30 protein-coding genes are annotated in these 19,336 nt (G+C 44.2%); 17 read left to right on the top strand and 13 right to left on the bottom strand.

The genetic code is table 11. The features are described from left to right. Positions 1-238: 238 nt before the first annotated feature. Entirely contained in the window at positions 239-922 is a 684-nt protein-coding gene (locus tag CBX98_RS20090) for a hypothetical protein (protein WP_242446599.1), read from the top strand. After that, positions 915-2,039, top strand: a complete 1,125-nt coding sequence (locus CBX98_RS20085; RefSeq protein ID WP_109170109.1) for an XRE family transcriptional regulator — start codon at positions 915-917, stop codon at positions 2,037-2,039. Before CBX98_RS20090 ends, CBX98_RS20085 begins: the two co-directional genes overlap by 8 nt. 63 nt (positions 2,040-2,102) lie before the next feature. On the opposite strand, the gene CBX98_RS20080 is transcribed toward CBX98_RS20085, so the two are convergent. Both CBX98_RS20080 and CBX98_RS20075 read right to left on the bottom strand, forming a co-directional pair. Continuing rightward, positions 2,103-2,309, bottom strand: coding sequence for a hypothetical protein (locus tag CBX98_RS20080; RefSeq protein WP_172606004.1), 207 nt, complete (start codon positions 2,307-2,309; stop codon positions 2,103-2,105). A gap of 410 nt (positions 2,310-2,719) precedes the next feature. Beyond that, on the bottom strand, positions 2,720-3,631 hold the full coding sequence (locus tag CBX98_RS20075; protein ID WP_109170108.1) for a hypothetical protein: 912 nt from the start codon (positions 3,629-3,631) through the stop codon (positions 2,720-2,722). A 479-nt stretch (positions 3,632-4,110) separates the two neighbouring features. Here CBX98_RS20075 and CBX98_RS20065 point away from each other — a divergent pair, with 479 nt between their 5' ends. Further along, positions 4,111-4,515 carry a hypothetical protein gene (locus CBX98_RS20065; protein WP_146192899.1) on the top strand — a complete coding sequence of 135 codons (405 nt, stop codon included), beginning with the start codon at positions 4,111-4,113 and terminating at the stop codon, positions 4,513-4,515. A gap of 208 nt (positions 4,516-4,723) precedes the next feature. Here the strand turns inward: CBX98_RS20065 and CBX98_RS20060 are convergent, their stop codons facing one another. Beyond that, on the bottom strand, positions 4,724-5,119 hold the full coding sequence (locus CBX98_RS20060; protein ID WP_109170105.1) for a hypothetical protein: 396 nt from the start codon (positions 5,117-5,119) through the stop codon (positions 4,724-4,726). A gap of 308 nt (positions 5,120-5,427) precedes the next feature. On the opposite strand from CBX98_RS20060, the gene CBX98_RS20055 reads away from it, so the two are divergent. Beyond that, entirely contained in the window at positions 5,428-6,822 is a 1,395-nt protein-coding gene (locus CBX98_RS20055) for a hypothetical protein (protein ID WP_109170104.1), read from the top strand. Continuing rightward, the gene (locus CBX98_RS20050; RefSeq protein WP_109170103.1) at positions 6,815-8,311 is read left to right on the top strand and encodes a terminase; all 1,497 of its coding nucleotides are present in this window, start codon (positions 6,815-6,817) and stop codon (positions 8,309-8,311) included. The genes CBX98_RS20055 and CBX98_RS20050 overlap by 8 nt, the downstream gene beginning before the upstream one ends. Before the next feature lie 108 nt (positions 8,312-8,419). Here the strand turns inward: CBX98_RS20050 and CBX98_RS20045 are convergent, their stop codons facing one another. Beyond that, positions 8,420-9,307, bottom strand: coding sequence for a hypothetical protein (locus CBX98_RS20045; RefSeq protein ID WP_109170102.1), 888 nt, complete (start codon positions 9,305-9,307; stop codon positions 8,420-8,422). Positions 9,308-9,472: 165 nt separating this feature from the next. Continuing rightward, on the bottom strand, positions 9,473-9,679 hold the full coding sequence (locus tag CBX98_RS26220) for a hypothetical protein (RefSeq protein WP_146192898.1): 207 nt from the start codon (positions 9,677-9,679) through the stop codon (positions 9,473-9,475). Positions 9,680-10,352: 673 nt separating this feature from the next. On the opposite strand from CBX98_RS26220, the gene CBX98_RS20040 reads away from it, so the two are divergent. The 12 genes from CBX98_RS20040 (at position 10,353) to CBX98_RS19980 (ending at position 15,808) form a co-directional block, all read left to right on the top strand. After that, positions 10,353-10,811: a hypothetical protein gene (locus CBX98_RS20040; protein ID WP_109170101.1), complete on the top strand. Its 459-nt coding sequence runs from the start codon at positions 10,353-10,355 to the stop codon at positions 10,809-10,811. Beyond that, complete coding sequence (locus CBX98_RS20035) at positions 10,811-11,440, top strand: tyrosine-type recombinase/integrase (RefSeq protein ID WP_109170100.1); 630 nt, start codon at positions 10,811-10,813, stop codon at positions 11,438-11,440. Before CBX98_RS20040 ends, CBX98_RS20035 begins: the two co-directional genes overlap by 1 nt. A 310-nt stretch (positions 11,441-11,750) precedes the next feature. Beyond that, entirely contained in the window at positions 11,751-12,272 is a 522-nt protein-coding gene (locus CBX98_RS20025) for a Fe3+-citrate ABC transporter substrate-binding protein (protein ID WP_109170098.1), read from the top strand. A gap of 118 nt (positions 12,273-12,390) precedes the next feature. Further along, positions 12,391-12,648, top strand: a complete 258-nt coding sequence (locus tag CBX98_RS20020) for a hypothetical protein (RefSeq protein ID WP_109170097.1) — start codon at positions 12,391-12,393, stop codon at positions 12,646-12,648. 67 nt (positions 12,649-12,715) lie between these two features. Then, on the top strand, positions 12,716-12,949 hold the full coding sequence (locus CBX98_RS20015) for a hypothetical protein (RefSeq protein WP_109170096.1): 234 nt from the start codon (positions 12,716-12,718) through the stop codon (positions 12,947-12,949). A 72-nt stretch (positions 12,950-13,021) separates the two neighbouring features. Continuing rightward, complete coding sequence (locus CBX98_RS20010) at positions 13,022-13,420, top strand: hypothetical protein (protein ID WP_109170095.1); 399 nt, start codon at positions 13,022-13,024, stop codon at positions 13,418-13,420. Continuing rightward, entirely contained in the window at positions 13,417-13,923 is a 507-nt protein-coding gene (locus CBX98_RS20005; protein ID WP_109170094.1) for a hypothetical protein, read from the top strand. Before CBX98_RS20010 ends, CBX98_RS20005 begins: the two co-directional genes overlap by 4 nt. Continuing rightward, the gene (locus CBX98_RS26300; RefSeq protein WP_172606003.1) at positions 13,916-14,071 is read left to right on the top strand and encodes a hypothetical protein; all 156 of its coding nucleotides are present in this window, start codon (positions 13,916-13,918) and stop codon (positions 14,069-14,071) included. Before CBX98_RS20005 ends, CBX98_RS26300 begins: the two co-directional genes overlap by 8 nt. Continuing rightward, positions 14,071-14,571, top strand: a complete 501-nt coding sequence (locus CBX98_RS20000) for a hypothetical protein (protein ID WP_109170093.1) — start codon at positions 14,071-14,073, stop codon at positions 14,569-14,571. Before CBX98_RS26300 ends, CBX98_RS20000 begins: the two co-directional genes overlap by 1 nt. Before the next feature lie 174 nt (positions 14,572-14,745). Continuing rightward, entirely contained in the window at positions 14,746-15,084 is a 339-nt protein-coding gene (locus CBX98_RS19990) for a hypothetical protein (protein ID WP_109170091.1), read from the top strand. A gap of 2 nt (positions 15,085-15,086) precedes the next feature. Then, on the top strand, positions 15,087-15,413 hold the full coding sequence (locus CBX98_RS19985; protein WP_109170090.1) for a hypothetical protein: 327 nt from the start codon (positions 15,087-15,089) through the stop codon (positions 15,411-15,413). After that, the gene (locus CBX98_RS19980; RefSeq protein ID WP_242446598.1) at positions 15,401-15,808 is read left to right on the top strand and encodes a hypothetical protein; all 408 of its coding nucleotides are present in this window, start codon (positions 15,401-15,403) and stop codon (positions 15,806-15,808) included. The genes CBX98_RS19985 and CBX98_RS19980 overlap by 13 nt, the downstream gene beginning before the upstream one ends. Positions 15,809-15,863: 55 nt before the next feature. Here the strand turns inward: CBX98_RS19980 and CBX98_RS19975 are convergent, their stop codons facing one another. From CBX98_RS19975 to CBX98_RS19945, 8 genes are all read right to left on the bottom strand, one after another. Then, positions 15,864-16,412, bottom strand: a complete 549-nt coding sequence (locus tag CBX98_RS19975) for a hypothetical protein (protein ID WP_109170089.1) — start codon at positions 16,410-16,412, stop codon at positions 15,864-15,866. 456 nt (positions 16,413-16,868) lie between these two features. Then, entirely contained in the window at positions 16,869-17,291 is a 423-nt protein-coding gene (locus CBX98_RS19970) for a hypothetical protein (protein ID WP_109170088.1), read from the bottom strand. A gap of 149 nt (positions 17,292-17,440) precedes the next feature. Next, positions 17,441-17,938 (bottom strand): hypothetical protein, encoded by a 498-nt coding sequence (locus CBX98_RS19965; protein ID WP_109170087.1) that lies wholly within the window; start codon positions 17,936-17,938, stop codon positions 17,441-17,443. Between the two features lie 161 nt (positions 17,939-18,099). Beyond that, complete coding sequence (locus CBX98_RS19960) at positions 18,100-18,342, bottom strand: hypothetical protein (RefSeq protein WP_109170086.1); 243 nt, start codon at positions 18,340-18,342, stop codon at positions 18,100-18,102. 9 nt (positions 18,343-18,351) lie between these two features. Continuing rightward, the gene (locus tag CBX98_RS19955; RefSeq protein ID WP_109170085.1) at positions 18,352-18,711 is read right to left on the bottom strand and encodes an ASCH domain-containing protein; all 360 of its coding nucleotides are present in this window, start codon (positions 18,709-18,711) and stop codon (positions 18,352-18,354) included. Next, positions 18,705-18,950 (bottom strand): hypothetical protein, encoded by a 246-nt coding sequence (locus tag CBX98_RS19950; protein WP_109170084.1) that lies wholly within the window; start codon positions 18,948-18,950, stop codon positions 18,705-18,707. The genes CBX98_RS19955 and CBX98_RS19950 overlap by 7 nt, the downstream gene beginning before the upstream one ends. Then, complete coding sequence (locus CBX98_RS26295; RefSeq protein ID WP_161440665.1) at positions 18,950-19,105, bottom strand: hypothetical protein; 156 nt, start codon at positions 19,103-19,105, stop codon at positions 18,950-18,952. The genes CBX98_RS19950 and CBX98_RS26295 overlap by 1 nt, the downstream gene beginning before the upstream one ends. Continuing rightward, the gene (locus tag CBX98_RS19945) at positions 19,098-19,331 is read right to left on the bottom strand and encodes a hypothetical protein (protein ID WP_109170083.1); all 234 of its coding nucleotides are present in this window, start codon (positions 19,329-19,331) and stop codon (positions 19,098-19,100) included. The genes CBX98_RS26295 and CBX98_RS19945 overlap by 8 nt, the downstream gene beginning before the upstream one ends. Between the last annotated feature and the right edge of the window lie 5 nt (positions 19,332-19,336).

Here is a 19,336-nt window from a genome sequence, read left to right as displayed (position 1 = left end):
CACCGCACAATCAACATAGAAACCCTGCCCGAATCACGCCTAAATCCACCAGCAAAATCACATCACCTGATTACCCGCATGATTTACTGACGTCGACGCCGGGAAATGTTGAGTGTGATTAGTACGACGACGAGGAAATGTAGAAAACTGTGTTGGAAAGACAGCACCTTCTTTCGTTTCTTGTTTTTCGATCTCGATCGAGGTTAGAATATAGGAAATGGAATTGAGGATGACAAAAATGAACTCAGCACAAACCAATAGCGTCCAGACAGAAAAAAGTAATCAAATCGAAGATCCCCAGCGTGCTCACTTAGTTTCTAATCTTCCACATATTAAGGAAGCATTGCAACGAGGTTTAAGCGCTAGAAAAAGAATGACTGAAAACAACCCTGTCACCAGTGGTGGTCAGTATTTTTATGGTGATACTATCCGCGCTCTCCGCGAACTACTAAAACCACACGGATATGTTAGAGAATCCATTCGTAATGTAGAGCTTACGATCAATAAAGAAGAAAAAATTGCAATCTACCTTTGTAGTGCTTGTGAGCAAACTGGAAACCCAGCTGGTTTCCCGCAATCCATTACAGACAAAGGCGACTTTACTCTTGATCTCTTAGCGCTTAAGTTCGAAGAAAATCTCAACTATGACTTGTTCCCAGAAACGCTTCCTGAGTCGAATACCAAAAACAAATTAAATTGTGATGTTTGGTTCCTTCTCCATAATTTTGACAAAAATAACAATAAGCTTACCGCTGAGCTAGCGAGACCTGTATCCTACAATAAGAGAGGTTACGTGACAGGATTTGATCTTGAAAACCGTATAATTATTGACATGGACAACGAAGAAATCGTTGATTCACAAGTCGATTTCAATGATGAAATTGACTTTGATATCGAAGAAGTAAGTAACGACAATGTTTAACTCATTAAGACTAAAAATTGCTAGAGAAAGAAGAGGATATACAAAAAAGGCGTTAGCCGAACTAACAGGGATTACTACGAGAACGCTTTCAACATATGAAAATAAGGGGCTTCTGGACACAACTGACTCAACCTTGGTGAGTCGTATAGCAGATATTCTCAATTACCCTGTTGAATTTTTCTACGCGGATAATCCTGAGCAAATCGTAAAAGAAGGCGTAAGCTTCCGAGCTATGACGAAGCTTAGTGCGTCCAAAAGAGACGCAGCTCTTAGTGCCGGAACGCTGGCAGTTGAGTTTAATACCTGGTTAGAAAGTCGATTCAATTTAAAGCAACATGATGTTTTAGATTGCAGCAGCGAAGATTTCGCAGATCCTGAAAGTGCCGCGCAACTTCTACGTGAACATTGGGGCTTAGGTGAACTGTCTATTTCCAACATGATTCACCTTTTGGAGTCTAAAGGGGTGCGCGTCTTTTCGTTGACTGAGAATTGTGTCGAAGTAGATGCATTCTCATTTTGGTTGGACGAAAAACCTTTCGTTTTTCTGAATACGATGAAAACGCCAGAACGCAGTCGTTTTGATGCCGCCCATGAACTGGGTCATCTAGTGTTGCACAAACATGCATCTAACAACGGACGCCAAGCCGAGGAACAAGCGGATCGATTTGCGTCAGCATTTCTAATGCCGAAAGGAAGTATTCTAGCGAAAGTACCTTCATATCCTTCTCTAAATCAACTGTTGAAGCTGAAGAAGCATTGGAAAGTATCATTAGCGGCTCTAATACGAAGAACTTTTGACTTAGGTTTGTCATCCGAGTGGCATTATCGTCAATTAAACATCGAGCTATCAAACTGTTATGGCAGAAAATCAGAGCCAGAGGGTCTAGAGAGCAGGGAAACGTCTTTAGTATTTCAAAAGATTTTCAATAAATTGAGAGAAAAAAATATATCTCGGAGCGAAGTACTCAATGAGTTGAAACTACCTCAAGATGAGCTTTCAGCCTTAACATTTAACAACCCATTTTTTCTGTTTAAGGCGGTTGTATCAAAAGTCAGAAATGAGAAAGATCCCCTTTCCAGTAACACCTCACAACCAACTCTAAAAGTGGTTAACTAGCGACACATTTACGCAGAGGGATCAAAGTACAGATCCCTCTATTCTTGCTACCCTAGGAAGCTCCTACCCCGTATGGCAAGCTTCTGAGCAGTAATAACACCCATTGGCCTTTGAATAGGTTTTCTTCGCTGCAGAAACTGCAGGCCCACAACTAGCAAACTCACCAAGATACGTTCGGTTATGTTCCAGTGGCATGTAAGAGCAACCTTGCTTATGCACTTCATGATCGCCATTAGCTTGTTGATTCTTGTTCACATAATACCTAGCCATACTATCCTCAATATCAGTAATAAAAAACCAATATAAAACTTAGCTCATAAAGCCATGCTTTCAACAAAGAAATGCAAAATGTTCCCTACAGTTTAGGCAAATCACGCCTCTTAACGCGCTCTGGTACTTCTTTTTGATAAAGATTGGCTACTACGAAACACTCAAAAAAGCCACCAGCAAAAAGCGACAGAAACAATCTATAAATGGGTAAAAAATCACAAAATGAAATTAAAACTAATATTGTGATGTGTTCGGAATGAGTTTAGTATTATTCCCATAGGACAGTGACGGATACGACTTCCTATACGGTGCGCTTGTTTAATAAGGTTGTGCAAGCGTTGTAGGGTAAAACCTACAGGCTCCCAAAGAGGGCAAAGGGTTGATCTTCGAAAGAGGGTCAGCCCTTTGTTCTATCTGCGCTTCTCAATCAGCCAATACACCAATCCCGTTGATATAACCAGCTTAGCCAATGACTCCCCACCAAGAACGTGAGCATTTGGATTCTCTACTCCAGATAGGCTCAACTCACTACTAGCCGTGTGGTAGATAAAGAAAAACTCGTGATAATCTTCATAGGTCGCATACTTATCAAAATACGAGTCTAACTCTGCTTGAGTTGTGTGTGACTTCACTTGAGCAAACGCCCTACGTCCGGTTGTTGGGGAGAACAAATCAAGGTCTATATCTTTCTCTGTTTTGCCAAGCACTGAATATCGATGCCAACCAGACTTAGAGAACACCAAATCCACCAGCAATTCAAAGTCATACCACCAGAGCCCTTTAATCAAATCAATCACGCTTTCGGTAAGCGCATCTAGCCTAGATTGAGCCAATACCACGGATTCATCTGCTTCCCCGCTGATCTTTCGAACTAAGTATTCAGGCATTCCTACATTACAGATAGTGCCTCGAAATCCCTGCACCTTAGTGATGCGGCCATCTAGGTTATCTATGGTCAGTTCCTTGCCGTTCGCGTCTGTACAGCTCCAAGCGCCTATGACTCTGCGTATATGGTTGCCATCATCCAGTTCTTCTACCTGCCTATAGGCTTTACACCAATAGAGCCTACGCTGGTGGAACGTGATCCAAATGTCATCTTCACTGGATTCATAGAAGCTCTTAAGCTGATTCACAAAGTTGGAAGCAACCTGTTTAGAGTCTTTTTGCTCAAGCCAATAGTTCTGAACTGCATCCCAATCACCATTTAAGCATTGCTGGTGCATAGGACTCTCAAATCCAATTTGAATCGTACCATTCTTAATGCAGTCAACTTCCCAAGAGCCTTTAGTACCAAGCTTAACGAACCTTACCTTTTGAGCCATTGTTGTACTCCAAAATCTTAACCGCTATGCACAATGATGCACCTAGAGCCATTGGCCAGCAATAAGCATCAATCAAGATAGTGACGAGCATTTCAAATCGAACAAGATAGAGTGAGGTAGTGAAAAAACACTTGAACTGATAATTCCGAACGGATAAATTTATTTGTACGCGAGTTACATTAGTTGCCATTGTGACGACCGTGTTTTCCTTTAAAATCTTAGACAGCTGATCTTAAGCGCCCTTGGTTATACCATCGGCGCTTTTTTGTTGATTTTTCAAGGTAAGTATCAATATAATTGCCCTGTTTCGTGTTGAAGTGTAAAGCTTCGGTAGGTGATTCAAAGAAAGGTTTGCAAAAGAGAGTCAAAGAGCTGGTAGAAATACTGGCTCTTTTTTTATTTGTGGTATGTGTCGCGTTTCAACCTATTGAAAAGCCGTTTTTGGTGTCCTATATTTGCCTTGCTCACAAGAAATGGGCGTGGATACTCCAGATTACAGATGGCGAAGCCATTGGTTATTGAAATTACCTGTTATTGACAACTCCTCAAAATCAAAAGGCCACGGAAAACGTGGCCTTTTTTATGTCAAAAACGTCATTTTTAGCAAGTCTATTCGGAATGTCAAAGGCCGTAAAAAGGCCGCTAAAATACATGCTACCGAGAAAATGAATGCGCATGTGATTCGCTGGTGGCTTCCCGAGGCGAACAGATTCAAACAGTACCTATCAAACGGGGTAAAAATCGGCACTGGTTGGCGGTTTAGCACATCCCCAAGCCAATGTGAGATACAACCGCATCCAAATCCACACAGAATCGCACCTAGAATCGTGCTGGTGGCCTTTAACGCCTCAATGAGTACGAATGTGTTCCCTAATGCCAAATGATAGCCATAGGTCGTTACAGCGAGCCATAGCGAAAGGATGTGGGTGTAAGTTCGGTGTGGGATTCTGTCAAATTCAAGCCAGTCCGGCGCGCTCGAACCGCTTAAGCAGCCAAGAAATGCCAGGATTGAATGCAGTGGTGTAGCGTCTGCCATTAAGGCGAGAGGAACGGGCGCAAAGCACAGTGCGCCCCAAGCGTGTCCGGTTCGGTTCATTCGTTCTCGCAATGAACACAATACGCATAGACGATGGCGCTCATCGCAATGGTGCGATTACGGTAGTTAGTGGCCAATTTCTCGAACGCCTTTGCCACTTGTGGGTCAATCCAAGGGCTAATTTGGCGTGTGCCTACAAGGTCGCCCTCTGTCACCTCGGGGTGCTTTTCTGGTAGTTGGTTTGGGTCAGTGTTGTTGATGGCGAACTGATACAGCTCGGTCAGGGTAATGCCGTTCTGTTCGCACTGTTCGCAAGCCTTAGCGTGAGCAAGGCGAGAAATGCGCACTTGGAGCAGCGCTAAGCCTTTTTCTCGTTGGCGAGTTCTAAACATGGCTTGTCGTGCTTTGGTTTTTGCTTTGTGTCTGAATTTGATGCGCTCGGGTGCTTTCAAGGGGTATTCCTTTCATCACGTAGCGCGTTGTCTTGGGTATGGGGGAAAGATGGCTAGTGAGGTAACGCAGCCAATTATTATATCGTGCCGCAGAATCAATTGAACATAAGTAGCGTTACTCACTAGCTGGACATGATTATATGCAGAAAATCGTTACTGTAAATGCTATTTAGTGTCGCGTTATTAAAATTGTTCCCTAAATCCATATTGACAGTTAAATGAGTGTTTAATCTGGCCTCGTTCGTATTGTTGTTACCTGTTAAAGCCCTGTATTATTCCGAACGTAACAAAATAAATGGGGTTTAACCGTGTCCGGCAAGATTGACTATCAGGCTCACCAACAGCAGTTTTGGGAGCAGTTAGAGAAGCAGCCGACTTTGACGCTGGCCGAGTATTGCGAAGCCAACGGACTAAAGTACGGCACCGCTAAGCGATATATAAAACGGCCAGCCAAAAAGGGCGGTAAGTTCCAACCGTCCGTCATGCCAAAAATCAAAGCGAAAAAGACCAGTCAGGGCAATGACTGGCATTCCCTTTTGAAAGAATTTCTCGTGCGTGGCGCTCAAAATCCAACGCTCACGATGGCCGCTTTTGCGAAAGATAAAGGGGTGAACGGTTCGACACTGCGCCGCCAGTTCAACTCCATGCGATCGCTGCCTGAGTTTGATCGATTATTTGATCTTTACGATGAGCAATTAGCGAAATATCAAGAAGCGAAAAACGACAAGAAGAAAAAAAGGGCTGATAAATCAAAGCCCAAACAAGCGGAGGCAACTGCGCAAGCGCAAGGTGCGCAAGGCGATCGCGCGAAAATAGGGGGTATTGGATCACTGCGCAAGCCGCGATCAGTTGAGGGACTTTCGCAGTATTCCAGTGCTCAAGTGGGTCGCCCTGTTGTGCATGGTGGTTATGCCCGTAGTGCGGGTATTACTGGCGAAATCATGGATATTCTCATGGACACCGATCCGCTTTCGGTTTGCAACGAGCTGATTATTGCCCGTTCGCAGTATTACCGAATGAATGAGACGTTGGCCAAGCGTCTTAAAGAGATCGATGAAATGGAGGAAACCGGAAACATCCCGCTCGATGATGAGAATGAACCAGTAGACATTAACGCCATGCGTGACCGTCTCATCTTTGGCTATGGCACCAGATTGCGTGAACTGGAATTAAGTATTTCCACGATGGCCAAGCAAGAGGCCAAGCGTTATATCGATTTGCGTAAACAGGAATACGCTGAATTGATGATGCCGCACCTACTACCAGCAGAAGAAACCAGCCTAGTAATAGAAATGCTTACTCTGCGTACTAAGAACAACTGGACAGCCTTAGAGGCGTGCCAACAAATCGAGAAGTTAGGCGCACGTCCACCAGCAACGCTATTGCATGAAGCTAAGGTAGAGCTAGCGAACCTAGAGCCAGAAGTAGACGACACTGGTATCAGTGAGCAAGAGCTGGATGAGCTGTTTGATGACTACACGTTAGAGCAGATTGAGCAGCAAGATAACTGGCTACCTGCACGTAAAGAAGAAGTAAACCGACGAATCAAAGAAGCCGAAGACCTAGAGAACGGCGTAGAACCTACCCTATCCCCATCCCAAATACAAAACGAAGCCGCTAAAGAGCAAGCCTATGATGACCTCGATAACGAGGGAGTGTCGGGGTTTGACGATGTAGACAGCTTCGAGGTGCTTGGTGGCTAGACGAATAAAGAGCGTAACACAAGATCCCCGTTACCCTGCCCTAGTTAAGCGTTATCGCTATGACTGGAAACGCCTCGCTGTTGAGCTAGTCGGTAAGAAGCCGAGCTGGCAGCAGCGCAAAATCATTGATAGTGCTCAGCGTATTGGTGCGCGAACGACCGTCAGCTCTGGCCACGGTACAGGCAAGTCAGACATGACCAGTATCATGATCATTGCTTTCATGCTCTGCTTCCCCAATGCGCGTGTTGTGCTGGTGGCTAACAACGCGAGACAGGTACAAATCGGTGTATGGAAGTATCTAAAGTCCAACTGGAACACGCTCTTACAGAAGCACGGCTGGTTACAGCAATACTTCACCATTACCGAGACGGCCTTTTTTGAAAACTCAGCAAAAGGTATCTGGCAAACCAGTGCTAAATCGTGCCGTATTGGTAATGAGGAAGCGCTAGCGGGTGAACACGCTAAACACTTGTTTGTTATTGTCGATGAAGCGTCAGGCGTATCTGACAAGGCTTTTGGTGTGTTAGCGGGTGCATTGACCGAGAAAGACAACCGAATGCTGTTGTTGAGCCAGCCAACGCGTCCTAGCGGCTATTTCTACGATACGCATCACCGATTAGCCGAGCCTAGTGGTCGATGGCGAGCCATCCGGCTTAACTCCGAGGAATCGCCGTTCGTAACCGTGGAGTTTATCCTCGATAAGCGATTGGAGTATGGCGGTCGAGAGGCACCGGAATACCTCATTAAAGTGCGTGGGGAGTTCCCAAGCTCCATTGCTGGCATGCTGCTTAGTCGGGATGCACTGGACAAAAGCGCAAGGCTCAACCTCGATATGCCCGATGGTTGGGGTTGGGCTGCCCTGGTGGACGTGGGGAATGGTCGTGACCGCTCGATACTCAATATCTGCAAGGTTTGGGGTCAACGGATGGAGCGCATCGTTAAGAGCGTGAAATTGCTTGAGCAGCCAAGTACGGTCGATCCGGTTCGGTTTGCTGACATTATCCATGCAGAGTGTAGTGAGGACTTGTACCCAAACATCACGATAGCGGTGGATAGTGACGGTGTTGGTTATGACACGGCGACTTGCTTAGAACGTTACGGACGGCGCGTACAGCGCATACGTTGGGGTAAAAAGATGCACTCCACCAGCGATAAGCAGCGTTTCTTTAACCAACGTGCCTATGCCAATGTTATGGCTCGGGATTCCATCAACCAAGGCCGGATGCAGATAGATAAGAACGTCAAGACGGCGGAGCAAGGCAGTAAAATACCCTGTGCAATCAACGAGTCAGGCCAATGGGTAATGATGCCAAAGCCAATGATGAAAGAGAAAATGAACATCCCATCACCTGACCGTTGGGATACATACTGTTTTTCTCAATTGGTAGATTATGTGCCGCACGAAATGGAAGTGACAGAGAGCATGCTAGAGTCTCGCAATTCAGTAGAACAATGGGTACTGGAAGCGCTTGAATCAGACGATGCTTAATTCCGTTGGTGCCAACATATAAAAGTAATATGAAAAGGTGGCGATACCGTTAAATATCGCCACCAAATCACCAATCAAAGCGGAACAACAATAATTTAGCTAGAAACCTTAGTTTACATATCCATCGAACTGCGAACGTGCTTTGTTTTCGTTCTTGTTTCTAAGCTCTTTTCTGGCTTCACGAATAGCATCGACTTCGCTTTCAATATACATGTTAGCGTTAGGGTACAGTACGGATTTAAAAGCATTAGCTTCATCATATATCGAACGTCCCGCAGTGGTATTGTTTGTGACTAACACATCGTGGTCTTTACAAGAACGATGCCTAATCAGAACAAGGCCACCAGCGTTAACGTGAACCTTTTTAGCTACACGCGACATGCCACCATTGTTGCCATCATAGGTATGGATGATAGCTACAATATCATTGTGTTCTTGACCGCGCTTTCTAAACTCAACGTCTGCATTGTCTGTGAAGTATTTCAATTCATTCAATGCAGTGTTTTTGTTATTAATGAGCTGTTCTTTCTCATCTTCTGGAAGATCGTAGGAGAGTTTACGGTCAAGGTCGCGTAGGTATGCTTCAAGTCTTTTGGCTAGACGTGCGCCGGTTACTTTCTGGCTGCTAGCTGCTTTATTAATTGTTATGTTAACGCGACGGACGTTCTCAATTACGGTCGTCTCTTTAAATGAGTTAGATGAGCTGTTGAAGTATTGAGGGGCGCGCTCTAAAAGCTCTTTATTGGCCGTTTTAGCTGCCTCAATATACTCAAGTAAACGGGTAGTCGGATTACCTCTTTTTACTACAGCCACGATACGGTCATTGAATAATCCACTATCTTCCTTGCCATCTATTTGTTCGGAAAAAGTCGCTCTGTGCTTCAAGGCACGTTTTAGTCGCGCGTCTGCCGTTTGTTTGTTTGCAAGTAATTGATTAAGTGTCTCTATATCAATAGGTTTTAAGTCTTTAATTTCAGTATTTATTTTATTAATCATGGTGAACGGTTGCTCCAAATTACATTGGAGGATAAAGGTTACACTCCATCCCTGAGCGTATGCGAGTAACGAAAAACCCTACCTTTATCCTTGATGCGTAGCATACCGTTTTTGTGTTCGGAATTAAATAAAAAACGAACAGAAGAACTTTATAAGTGTTGCTTTTTAAGCGGAGAAGTGATCTCGAACGAAGTTTAATACGTCATCACGTTCAATAGATGAATTACATAGTGCGTTCGGATGCGATTGGATAAGATGCATCATGCAGATGTCAGTCGCGTCATCGAGGAACGAGCTGCTAAATACATCTAGGGACAGGTCACATTGATCTAGTATTTCGAGTGGGATTAATTGATTTAACGTGCAATGCATATCTATATCTCTTAAGCCAATTGACTGGATAGCCAATACGTATATAGCTCTGATTTGGAAAGAATTTAGGGGATTCTTGCCAACGGAGCTGATGTTTGCGGGGTATTATGAGACTGTGATCTTTGATTGTCTAGATATGCAAAATAATGCAAGCATATTGTTACTGGCAATTCGGTTTTTATAACGTGACCTATACCGCATAATCATTGCGGGTATGTATATCTGTTCGTGTCGCGTGACGGCGTAACTCTGTCATTATATTGCCACAGACGGGCAATTGTCGTGGTTTGTTTTTAAAAACACCCTTTTAGTTTCATTTCTACCTAGAACTGAAACTAACTTATTTAATGTTCTGGCACTGGTTATTGCTACCAAAGGACATAAAAACCAATAAAAACAACAACTTATCAATATTGCTAGGTTGCTTTCTAATCCTGGCATTTTGTGTGTAAAACCTTATATATTCCTATGGAATATTTAAAGAAAGAGACTTTTTGCTGGTGGTTTTTTAAACGCTATTGCGCTATTTATCAAAAGCTGATTAATCGACCACTTTTGGAACTCTTTGTTATTAAAGTGCAATCATTCCGAACAGGGTTGCAAAATATATTCCGTTGGAATATATTGTATTCCGAGCAAACACTGGCATATTGCCAAAAAGGAATCAGCAAAAATGTTTAAAAAAAATGAATTGTTGTCGCTTTCGGATGATTGGGCGAGCAAACGCAATGCCATCCAAGAGCGTCACCACGACCTTATTCTTATCTCTTTGGATGAGCTAATTAATGAATGTGGCGGCCAAGAGCAAGCTGCCGCCGTCATTCGCAATTTCTACGGCTTCCCTTGTGTGCAAGGCACGATCAGCAAGGCTCGAAAAGGTAATAATGCGCTAAAGATTCGCTCTCAGCTTCGCTTTGCCATCAACACAATTAAAGAGCCTCAAAGCGTCCAAGCGCAAACCAAGATGATCAACCACTTTGGCCGCTTGCCTGTTCACCACGACTTCGTTCGCATCGATGGCGAGCTCGGCTTGTTCTTGGGCTTTGGCTTGCTATCTCGAACCCTGCAAATCCAAGTTTTCGTTGGTGGCGAGTTTAAAACGGTTAATGCTAATGAAGTGGAGTTAATCTAATGGCTGCTTTCCCTGCGCGTGACTTAGACGAGTTGGAACAAATCATCCGTTTAATGGATGACATTAACCCACTTATCTCGATGATGATTGAAATGGAGGTGCGTACAGGTTTACGTTATTGCGACATTTCGAAGCTAAAATTCAGCGATGTGATGATAAATGGTGTGATTAGGTCGTCATTTAGCATTGTTCAGTCAAAAGGCTTTAAAGGCCGTATGACCCGAGGTAAGAGCGAAAAAGCTGCGAAAGAGGCTGCTCGAATCACCATCCACGTTAACGCCGAACTGGAAGAACTGATTAAACGTATCTACTTACACAATGGCCATAATGAGTTGATGTTTCAATCTAATCACCACTTGGCCAAAAAGGGTAATGCGATCAGCATCCAGTACATCAACCGAGCGTATAAGCGCATCGCAATGGAGTTGAGATTGCCATATCAGCTATCAACACACTCGATGCGAAAAATGTACGCCATGCTATTGCTTGAAAAGAAAGCCTCTTTGAAAGTGATTAAAGATGCGTTGGGGCACTCCAGCGTTGCTGTGACTGACCACTACTTAAGAACGTTCCACGATGAAGCGAAAGAGTACACAACAGGCATTTCATTAAAGCCAAAGGCGCAATAACGGGAGGGGATAATTATGTGTAAAGCTCTAATGGACGCGAACTTGCGAGTGAACGAATTTAAGCTTCGACAACAGGAACTTTCCCGAAAGCCAATTCCGAATGAGCTTAAGCCAAAGGTAAGGGAATTAATGAAAAAAGGATTCAGTAAAAAGGCCATCAAGTTGGTGCTTGGGTGCAGCTATGATGACCTAAAGACTATCAATCTGTCGCATTAATTAGGAATATAAATAATATAGTTACGCTGTAACGTTATTCATTTGGCCAAGAAAGGGCAGCAACGGCCAGTTAAATCCAACCGAAAGGAATCGTATGTTTTGTTTTTTTGAGGGTAAAAGAGTGTCAGAGTGTCGTAACGCTTATGCTTATTTCGTATCTAACACAGGCTATCGATTCATCACCAAGAAAAAGACCTGTTACGCAGTTAGTGTGCCTAAGCCGGAGGGTGGTTATATACGTCGTTCTGTCGGGTTTGTTCGCATTGGTGAAAAGAAAGGGCTACGCAAGGCAACCAAAATACGTAACCAAATCGGAAAGGAACTATGGGGACGTTGTTGGGATCGCGTTCGCAAGCAATTCAACTTACTGGCGCGTTTGCCAAAAAGCCTAGACCCACGGCTAACTACCATCGATGGCAAGCAATACTATGTAGCACGGTACACTAAGTACGATGAGAATGACCAGAAGCGCGAGCATTACATCAAGGTGAGCGTGAACGCTTACGGGAAATTAGCGGCATGGACGATTGCAAAGAGAAAGTTACTCAATGCTCACAGCGATGTTATGGACGTATTGTTACACATTGAAAAGGTCAGCAGCGTACAGCTTAAGTAGTGTTTAAGTGGCACATACTCATTCCGAACACACCTTGTAACTATTAAATCTATGGTTATAATCTACTCATAATGTAAAACGTGACGTTTTAAGCATACAAAAACGACGAGTTTGCATCATGGCAAAGATTACACCGATTAAATTATGTGAGTTCAAACGGCTGGTGGAACATGGCCACCAGCTCAGTATCGTCGCTCAGCAGCAAGCGAGCGGCGGTTTTTCCCTGTTGGCCATCGATAGCACTACCGATGACCTAAAAGCCTACTCAGTGCGCTACACGCGCGACGATAAGCCAAGGGAATGGCGCTTAGACCGACTAGCAGCAATCCTTGAGGAATCCAAGGTTAGACGGTTCGAAGTGCGTCACTTTCAGTAAACCAAATACCGGTTACAGCAAAAGCCGGTATCTCAATACAAAACCACCAGCACACAGTAAAAGAAACATGAGTTTTTCATTTAGCATATTCATATCTATCGCGTTTTGGATCAGCGCAATCGCCATATTCATTCTATCCGCTTGGATGCTCTATCTTGCCTTAAGTGAGAAAGTGCGCCGTATCAAAGAGCGCCGCCGAGTCGAACGCATTAACGCCCATTACCACGATTGGGCGATGACCACCTCAGACTCCCAATATTGGGTGCTACGCCGCAACACAGAGCGTCAGTTAAACAAATAACCAACGATTTAATCCTATAGCGCAAGGTGGCGTTGATGCGTTGCCTTGCCCGATCCAGAGAGAACCGAAATTATGTGTATTTGGCCATTCTCGACCATTAAAAAACAACAAAACGAAATCAAACGACTTAACGCCCTAGTGCATCAACTAAACGCTGGTACGGCTGCGAAATACTGTCAAATCATGACGGATGAAAACATTGATGATGAGCTAAAGCGTTCAATGCTTCATAACTTTGCAGCAGCGTTCGTGGGCTACTTCAAGCACAAAAAAGCGAACAACTACCAGTTCCTTGATTACGAGGATAGCGAGCCCAATCAGCAATTCTCGATCGTTATCCAGAAAGAGAACGGCCAAACACCAACAGCCACACTTATTCGCATCAAAAAGGCAACTTATGACCTAGTGAATGCCACCAACAAAGAAGAAGTCGAAGCTGCAATGACAACACTAAGAGAGTTAACCAGATGAGCAAGCTAATGCGAGTTGTATCGGTTGGTTTTCACAAGAACCAGCCTTACCTATGTGAAATAAAGTTCCACAAGAACGAACAAGAGCGCCCTATTGTGGATGGCTTCCGTTTTCTGGACGCTTCCAAGGTATTTAACGACGATTGGAAAGCGAACCTGTTAGCGCTTATTGGTGATGATCATGCAGTTGTGTCCAGTCACGGTTGCGGCTGCTTCATTTACGAGTTCCTACGCTGCAAGACCAAGACACAAAACGTATTCATCCCACAAGGCGAAACAATCCGCTTTGCTAGTGCGCGTGTGAAGCTCTTATTTGAGTTAGCAGAGCTGGTGGCGAGTGATACTGGCCATGATATTAAGCGCGAGCTGGTGGCTATTAACGGCAAAGGCCAATGGACTATCCATAAACCTCGATCATTGGATGCGATCGCTCTTTCTACTGCGTTCGCGGGTTTAAAACGACTAATCCCTTTATCGGATGTTGATGGTAATGAGCATGATTAACTGGCCAGCGTTCTGGTTGGCCGTTGCGATTTTCTTTGTGCTGGAATGCGTGTTTGATGTGATCAAGTTACCCGAGTTCCCGCGCATTGTGATCGGCCTTGTTCTGGTTGTCCTTATGTCGGATTTTATATTTAAGGCGGTATCTTGATGAACCTAATCACCAATACAGAGAACTACTTTGCCACGGTAGCAAGTAACTCAAAGGTTGATGCCATGCGCTTTGCTATGGCCTGTATTAAGCACAATCCTAAACGTCGCATTCTGTTTGTATGTTCAGTCCAGGATAAGTACGAGTATTTATCCCTGATTGAAGATTGCCTAATGGTAGAGAAAATCGTTAAACATAGTGGCGAGGTTTACCTTAAAAACGCCGACACATGTGGCCGACCATCGATCATGTTTCAACACTACCGCAGTGGCCGAGAGGAAGCGCTGGCGGGTTGGTGTCTACACAACTTTAAGATCATCGTTAACGAATCCTACTTAACCGATAAGGCCAAACAGGTGCTAATGGCCACAATCACCAATGATGATAACGCCCTGATAGTGACAGGGGCGACTGGCACCAAGAATGCAAACCACTTTGAGTATATACCATGCGAAAAACGAACATTACTTTCCGCAAGTCATTCCGAATATTTGGCCTGATAAGGGTTAACTTTGGCAAAACTGGCTTTACTAGCGTCTCGATTGGTGGGCGCTGGTTAACGCTCAATATTGGCCGTAGAGGCGTTTATGTTCAAGGGTCATTGTTTGGTACTGGTTTGGGCGCAAAACGCTGGATATGGAAGCCTACGCGCCAGAAAGAGGCACAAAAGAGCTATGAGAAGTAGAACGCAACTTATCATCGATGCGCTTGAGGCTGAATATAAACGACTTGAGAAGAAAGCAGCACGATATAAGGCACAACAAGAAATGCCTTTGTTAGCGTTCTTCGAACTGCGAAAGGAAATCCAAGAGAAGTTACCAACGCTTAAGGCCGGAACACGCGCCTTTTCCAACTATGTACGCCAATCCAATAAGAAGCTGGCTGAACTGAAAATAGAACAAGCCAAGTACGAGAAGCGCGATATTAGCAAGGTCATGCACAAAGAAGCGGTATGCCTAGAAGAAATGGCCACTATTCGAAGATTGATCGAGTTCGAGAGGGTGAGGGCATAGGAATGAGAGGGCGACAAGCAACCATCGTGATTTGTGATGATTACGATAGCAAGCTGGCCATTCAAAGAAAGTCGTTTTTGGCTATCAGTGTAGCCAGTGCATTGAACCAAAAGGCCGCCTTTGCTGGTGGCCTATCCGATGGCCGGAGCGGTAAGACGTATTCACGTCAAGCTATGCGCCAGTACGCTAGGTTTAATGCTGTTCCTCCAAGTTTAACAACCTTTGTCGAGGCATGTGGCCAATTCGAACTAAAACCGTATCAGAGAGATTTTATCGAGAGGCTTGAGGCCAATCGAAACGTTAAAGGGGGATTGATATGTCTTGGTTAAAGGCGATCCTTAACAAGTTGCGACTTTCAAACGTAGCTGCATCTATCTCAAACATTAGCGCTGGTGGCGAAATCAGAATTAATGGCAAGGTTTACAAGGGGGATTCAATCTCGATCGATAACGATGGCCGTGTGTTTGTGGATGGTAAGCTACAAGAAGATATTAAGAGCGTGAATATCAACATCCATATCAACGGCGATGTGGGCGATATTGATGCTGGTTCGGGTAGTGTCCAATGCAATGAGGCAAGGTCAATTAACACTGGCTCGGGTAACGTGAAATGCGGAGACGTTGGCGGGGATGTTCGTACAGGTTCGGGCGATGTGGTGTGTGGTCGCGTTCGTGGCCGAGTGACCACCAGCTCCGGCGATGTGTCGCAGAGGATTTGTGTTTAATTACTTGATGCGCTAGTTAAACAAAAGGGTAACTAGCGCGCCTTTAACGGTAGATCTATTTGGCTGTATAACTCTCATGACCGATACTGGTGTCGTAAAATCCCAAGCCTTTATTTTCATACAGCTCAAATAGCGCTAGGATCAGTTTATCAGGCACATCAAAGCTAGTTCTCATGTCCTTTAGTGAAATCGAAACACCAGATTCACAGCCATCAATGTAGCCAACTAGCTCACTTAAAACGCGATCAGATTCAGACCAACCAGCCATGTATAGAACATAAATTGGATTTTTAAATTCTATAATGACGCTGTTTTTATCTATGTAGCCAGCGCCATTTAACAAATTGATCGTTCTTTCGTAGCTTTTATATTCTTCTGAAAAGTCCAAGTGATGGTCGTTGCTTTTCTTCATGTCTGAGTAGAAAAGCTTCGATAGCTCAACAACGTCTTGGTCTATTGATGAAATGGGGTCTTCCAACACTTTCAATCGCTTTTCCAATTGATAGCTCTCAATTTCAGCTTTTAGCTGTATAAAGTTTGGTACGAATTGGAAGCTTGCTCCAACAACACTTCCTAGTTTTATAATCCAATCCAATTCACTCATTGATATAACTCCCACGTTCATGCTGCTCACAATTTTGTGAAGTGTATCACAAAAATAATGGTGATTTTTTTATAGCGAAGATGGCGAGTTGTAAGAAAAGTCAGCACTAAATAGCCAATCGAAAATAATAAGTCTTGTAAAGGTTGATAGGATTGCCTTGGGTGCGAATCTTTTGTAATAATTAGATCGCTAGCGCAACTGGAACTCTTTGAGAGGGCGTTAGTGTCGGAGGTGACTCCCCTAGTCAGTGAACAGGATAATCTCACATAAAGACCAAACCAGATTTGTTTTTCCGTTTGAAAGAGCGCCTTTTTAGGCGCTTTTTTCATTTCTACTGCGCGCTGTCAGACGCGATTTGAGCGTTTTTGAGGTCATTGGTCACGTCACTATGAGAAATCGCCACCAGCGCAAGCAGAGCGGTATTTTCACGGTGTTTTGGGTCTGTTTTCATCTTATCTATTGGACTTGTAGCGGTACGTTAAGGAACGTAGCCAATTCTTGCGCCATCTGCTCATCAACAAGGTCATGCCAATAGGTAAATCCATTGAACGTCATCGAGAAACGAAACAGCTCAGTGAAGTGGTCTGTTACCTCAAATTCTACGTCCACATCCTGCGGCGCGGTAACTGTGCCAGCTCCGTATAGATTCAGCAGCCATGTTCCTGTTAATGGGTTAGGTTTAACCAGTAGTGCCTTATGGCCACCAGCAAAGAACAGAGTAATGCGCTCGATGCCGGATTCCTTGGCCTCTCTATCTTCCTGAGCTGCCCGTTGCCTTTCTTGGGCTAGATTGAACTTCTTCATGGTTTTCTCTAAGCGCTCAGGTGTCATGCTGGTTAGCTGATCGAGTACCTTGTCCAAATCAATCTTGTCGTTCACGTTGTTTCCCTTGCTGGTGGAGTTGTTTGAATCACACATTAACAGTAATTGGCGGGTAAAAGTAGCTGTTGAATCAATGCTATAGGGTTTGGTTCGCGTAGATGCAAAAACACCGCCACGATGGGCGGTGTCTGTTTATTTGGTTAGCATTAACTAATCTTTAATGCCGCTCTTAGCTTGGAGAATGCTCGATCTCGCTGAGCGCTAGAGTCAGAATATCCGACGGTTACTCTTGGCGTGTCGAAGTCTAGAGTGTTAATGTGAATTACACACTTTATCATTCTGCCAAATGGAACGTCCTCTCGTTCAATGCTAGAAACGTCATCGTAATTGAAGACCTTTCCGTTCTTTTTGGTTCCAGCAAATATCTTTTTGTTGGCGTTATCGATTATTAGGCCATTATCACCATACAGCGATACATATTCTGAATTAACACCTAAACTATTAGCGCGCTTTATAAGGCGTGAATCCTCGTACTTCCCTAAATACCAGATCACTGTAATCGTGGTGATGATTGACGTAATGATGGCTCCCCAATAATTGAAATCACCATCACTAGGGATGATATGACCTCCAGCCTGAAATGAATAATAAGCCACCACTGGCGTTATAACGAATAATGTTATGAAAAGTTTTATGACAAACATTCGATTCTTACTCTTTGTTATTTAGAATTTTTATTGGCAATTGCCGCCCGAAATAGTATGCATTTGCTTGCCGTCAATCAAGAAACTAATATTACCTATCAATGCTATTTCAAATAATTTGAGCTATATATGAAACAATTCTTAATGGACGGCACCGTTTATCAAAGCAAGGCGATCGCCACTTCGCCATTTCTCGCTATCTTGGCCGTCTTGGCCATTTCTTCCTTGGTTGCTGCGTAGCTGTCAAAGAACTGGTCGTATTCCACGGTGTTAGGGTCGAAAGGGTTTTCCATGCCGCAGCCAGATTGCGCCACCATGCGCCCTAGTTCCTCGGCTGTGTCGTACTCAAACACATAGCCTTTGTACTCGATCGTGTATTTGGTTTTCTTCCACCAGCGAGCCATTGGTTTCTCCTAGATATTTACCCAAATAACAGCGCCTACCTTGTGCTCATAAGGGGTTGGCTCAATGCGCTGTACGTTATCCAAAACCCAAGGGCAACGCCATTTAGCCAGCTCAGGCATAGCGTCATAGTCCACCTTGTGTTTATCAAAGTTGGCCATCAATTCTGCATGCGATAGAGGCTCTAAAGAGTCCGTTAAGTTCGCTAGGCCAACGATTAAACCAGTGCCCTGTTCAATTAGGGCAATGGTGCCTCGGATTTTGGTTTTGGTAGAGCGCATTTCCCAAACCTTTAAGCCAGCGAGGATAAGATGAATCCACGGCTTACGGATGATCAATGCGCGTGTAACTTCAATGCCGTTGATTAACATGTTTTGTCTTGAATGCTTTCCTTTAGAACAGAATCAACCGCCGCCTTAATGCCTGTTTGTATCGTTGCTGTGTATACGTCTGCCAGCTTATCGGCTACCAGTGTGGCTAGCTTTTGTCTGTCGTCGTTCTCAACGAAAATTTCCACATTTAATGCAGTAGCAACCGCTCCTGCTTCTGGTAAGGCAACAACGCCGCTGTGGTCTGTTGGTTGGTTGATTTCGATGATGATTTTCGCCATTACTCGTCCTCCTGTTCTTCGGCCTGTTCTCTTACTGCTTTGTCTTTGCAATCTGGACAGTAGAAGATTTGATAGAACGGTGCGCCGTTATCTTGATAAAAAGCTTCAACGCCACAACCGCAATCAAAGCACGTTAATTCAGAGAAATTATTCATCGTCGCCACCTACTTTAATGCGTGGTAAGTCAGCGTAAAACTCGTCTGGTTCGCTAGTGATGGCGCGTAACTCGATATGTTGAGCATTAAGGCCAGTTTTGCGCTCGAATGCCTCACGAACAAGGCCAAGTAATTCCATTTCATTCAGCGTCACTACGCCGTGTAGTTCGTTGCCGTCAATGGTTGCGTCTTTCCAAACAAGAAAAACCAAATCATCAAGTGTCATAATTT

It is taken from the genome of Vibrio sp. T9 (genome assembly GCF_003123985.1).
Lineage (GTDB): Bacteria > Pseudomonadota > Gammaproteobacteria > Enterobacterales > Vibrionaceae > Vibrio > Vibrio diabolicus.
The sequence above is the reverse complement of the archived record's forward strand: the minus strand, read 5'-3'. Positions and strand labels throughout refer to the sequence as shown.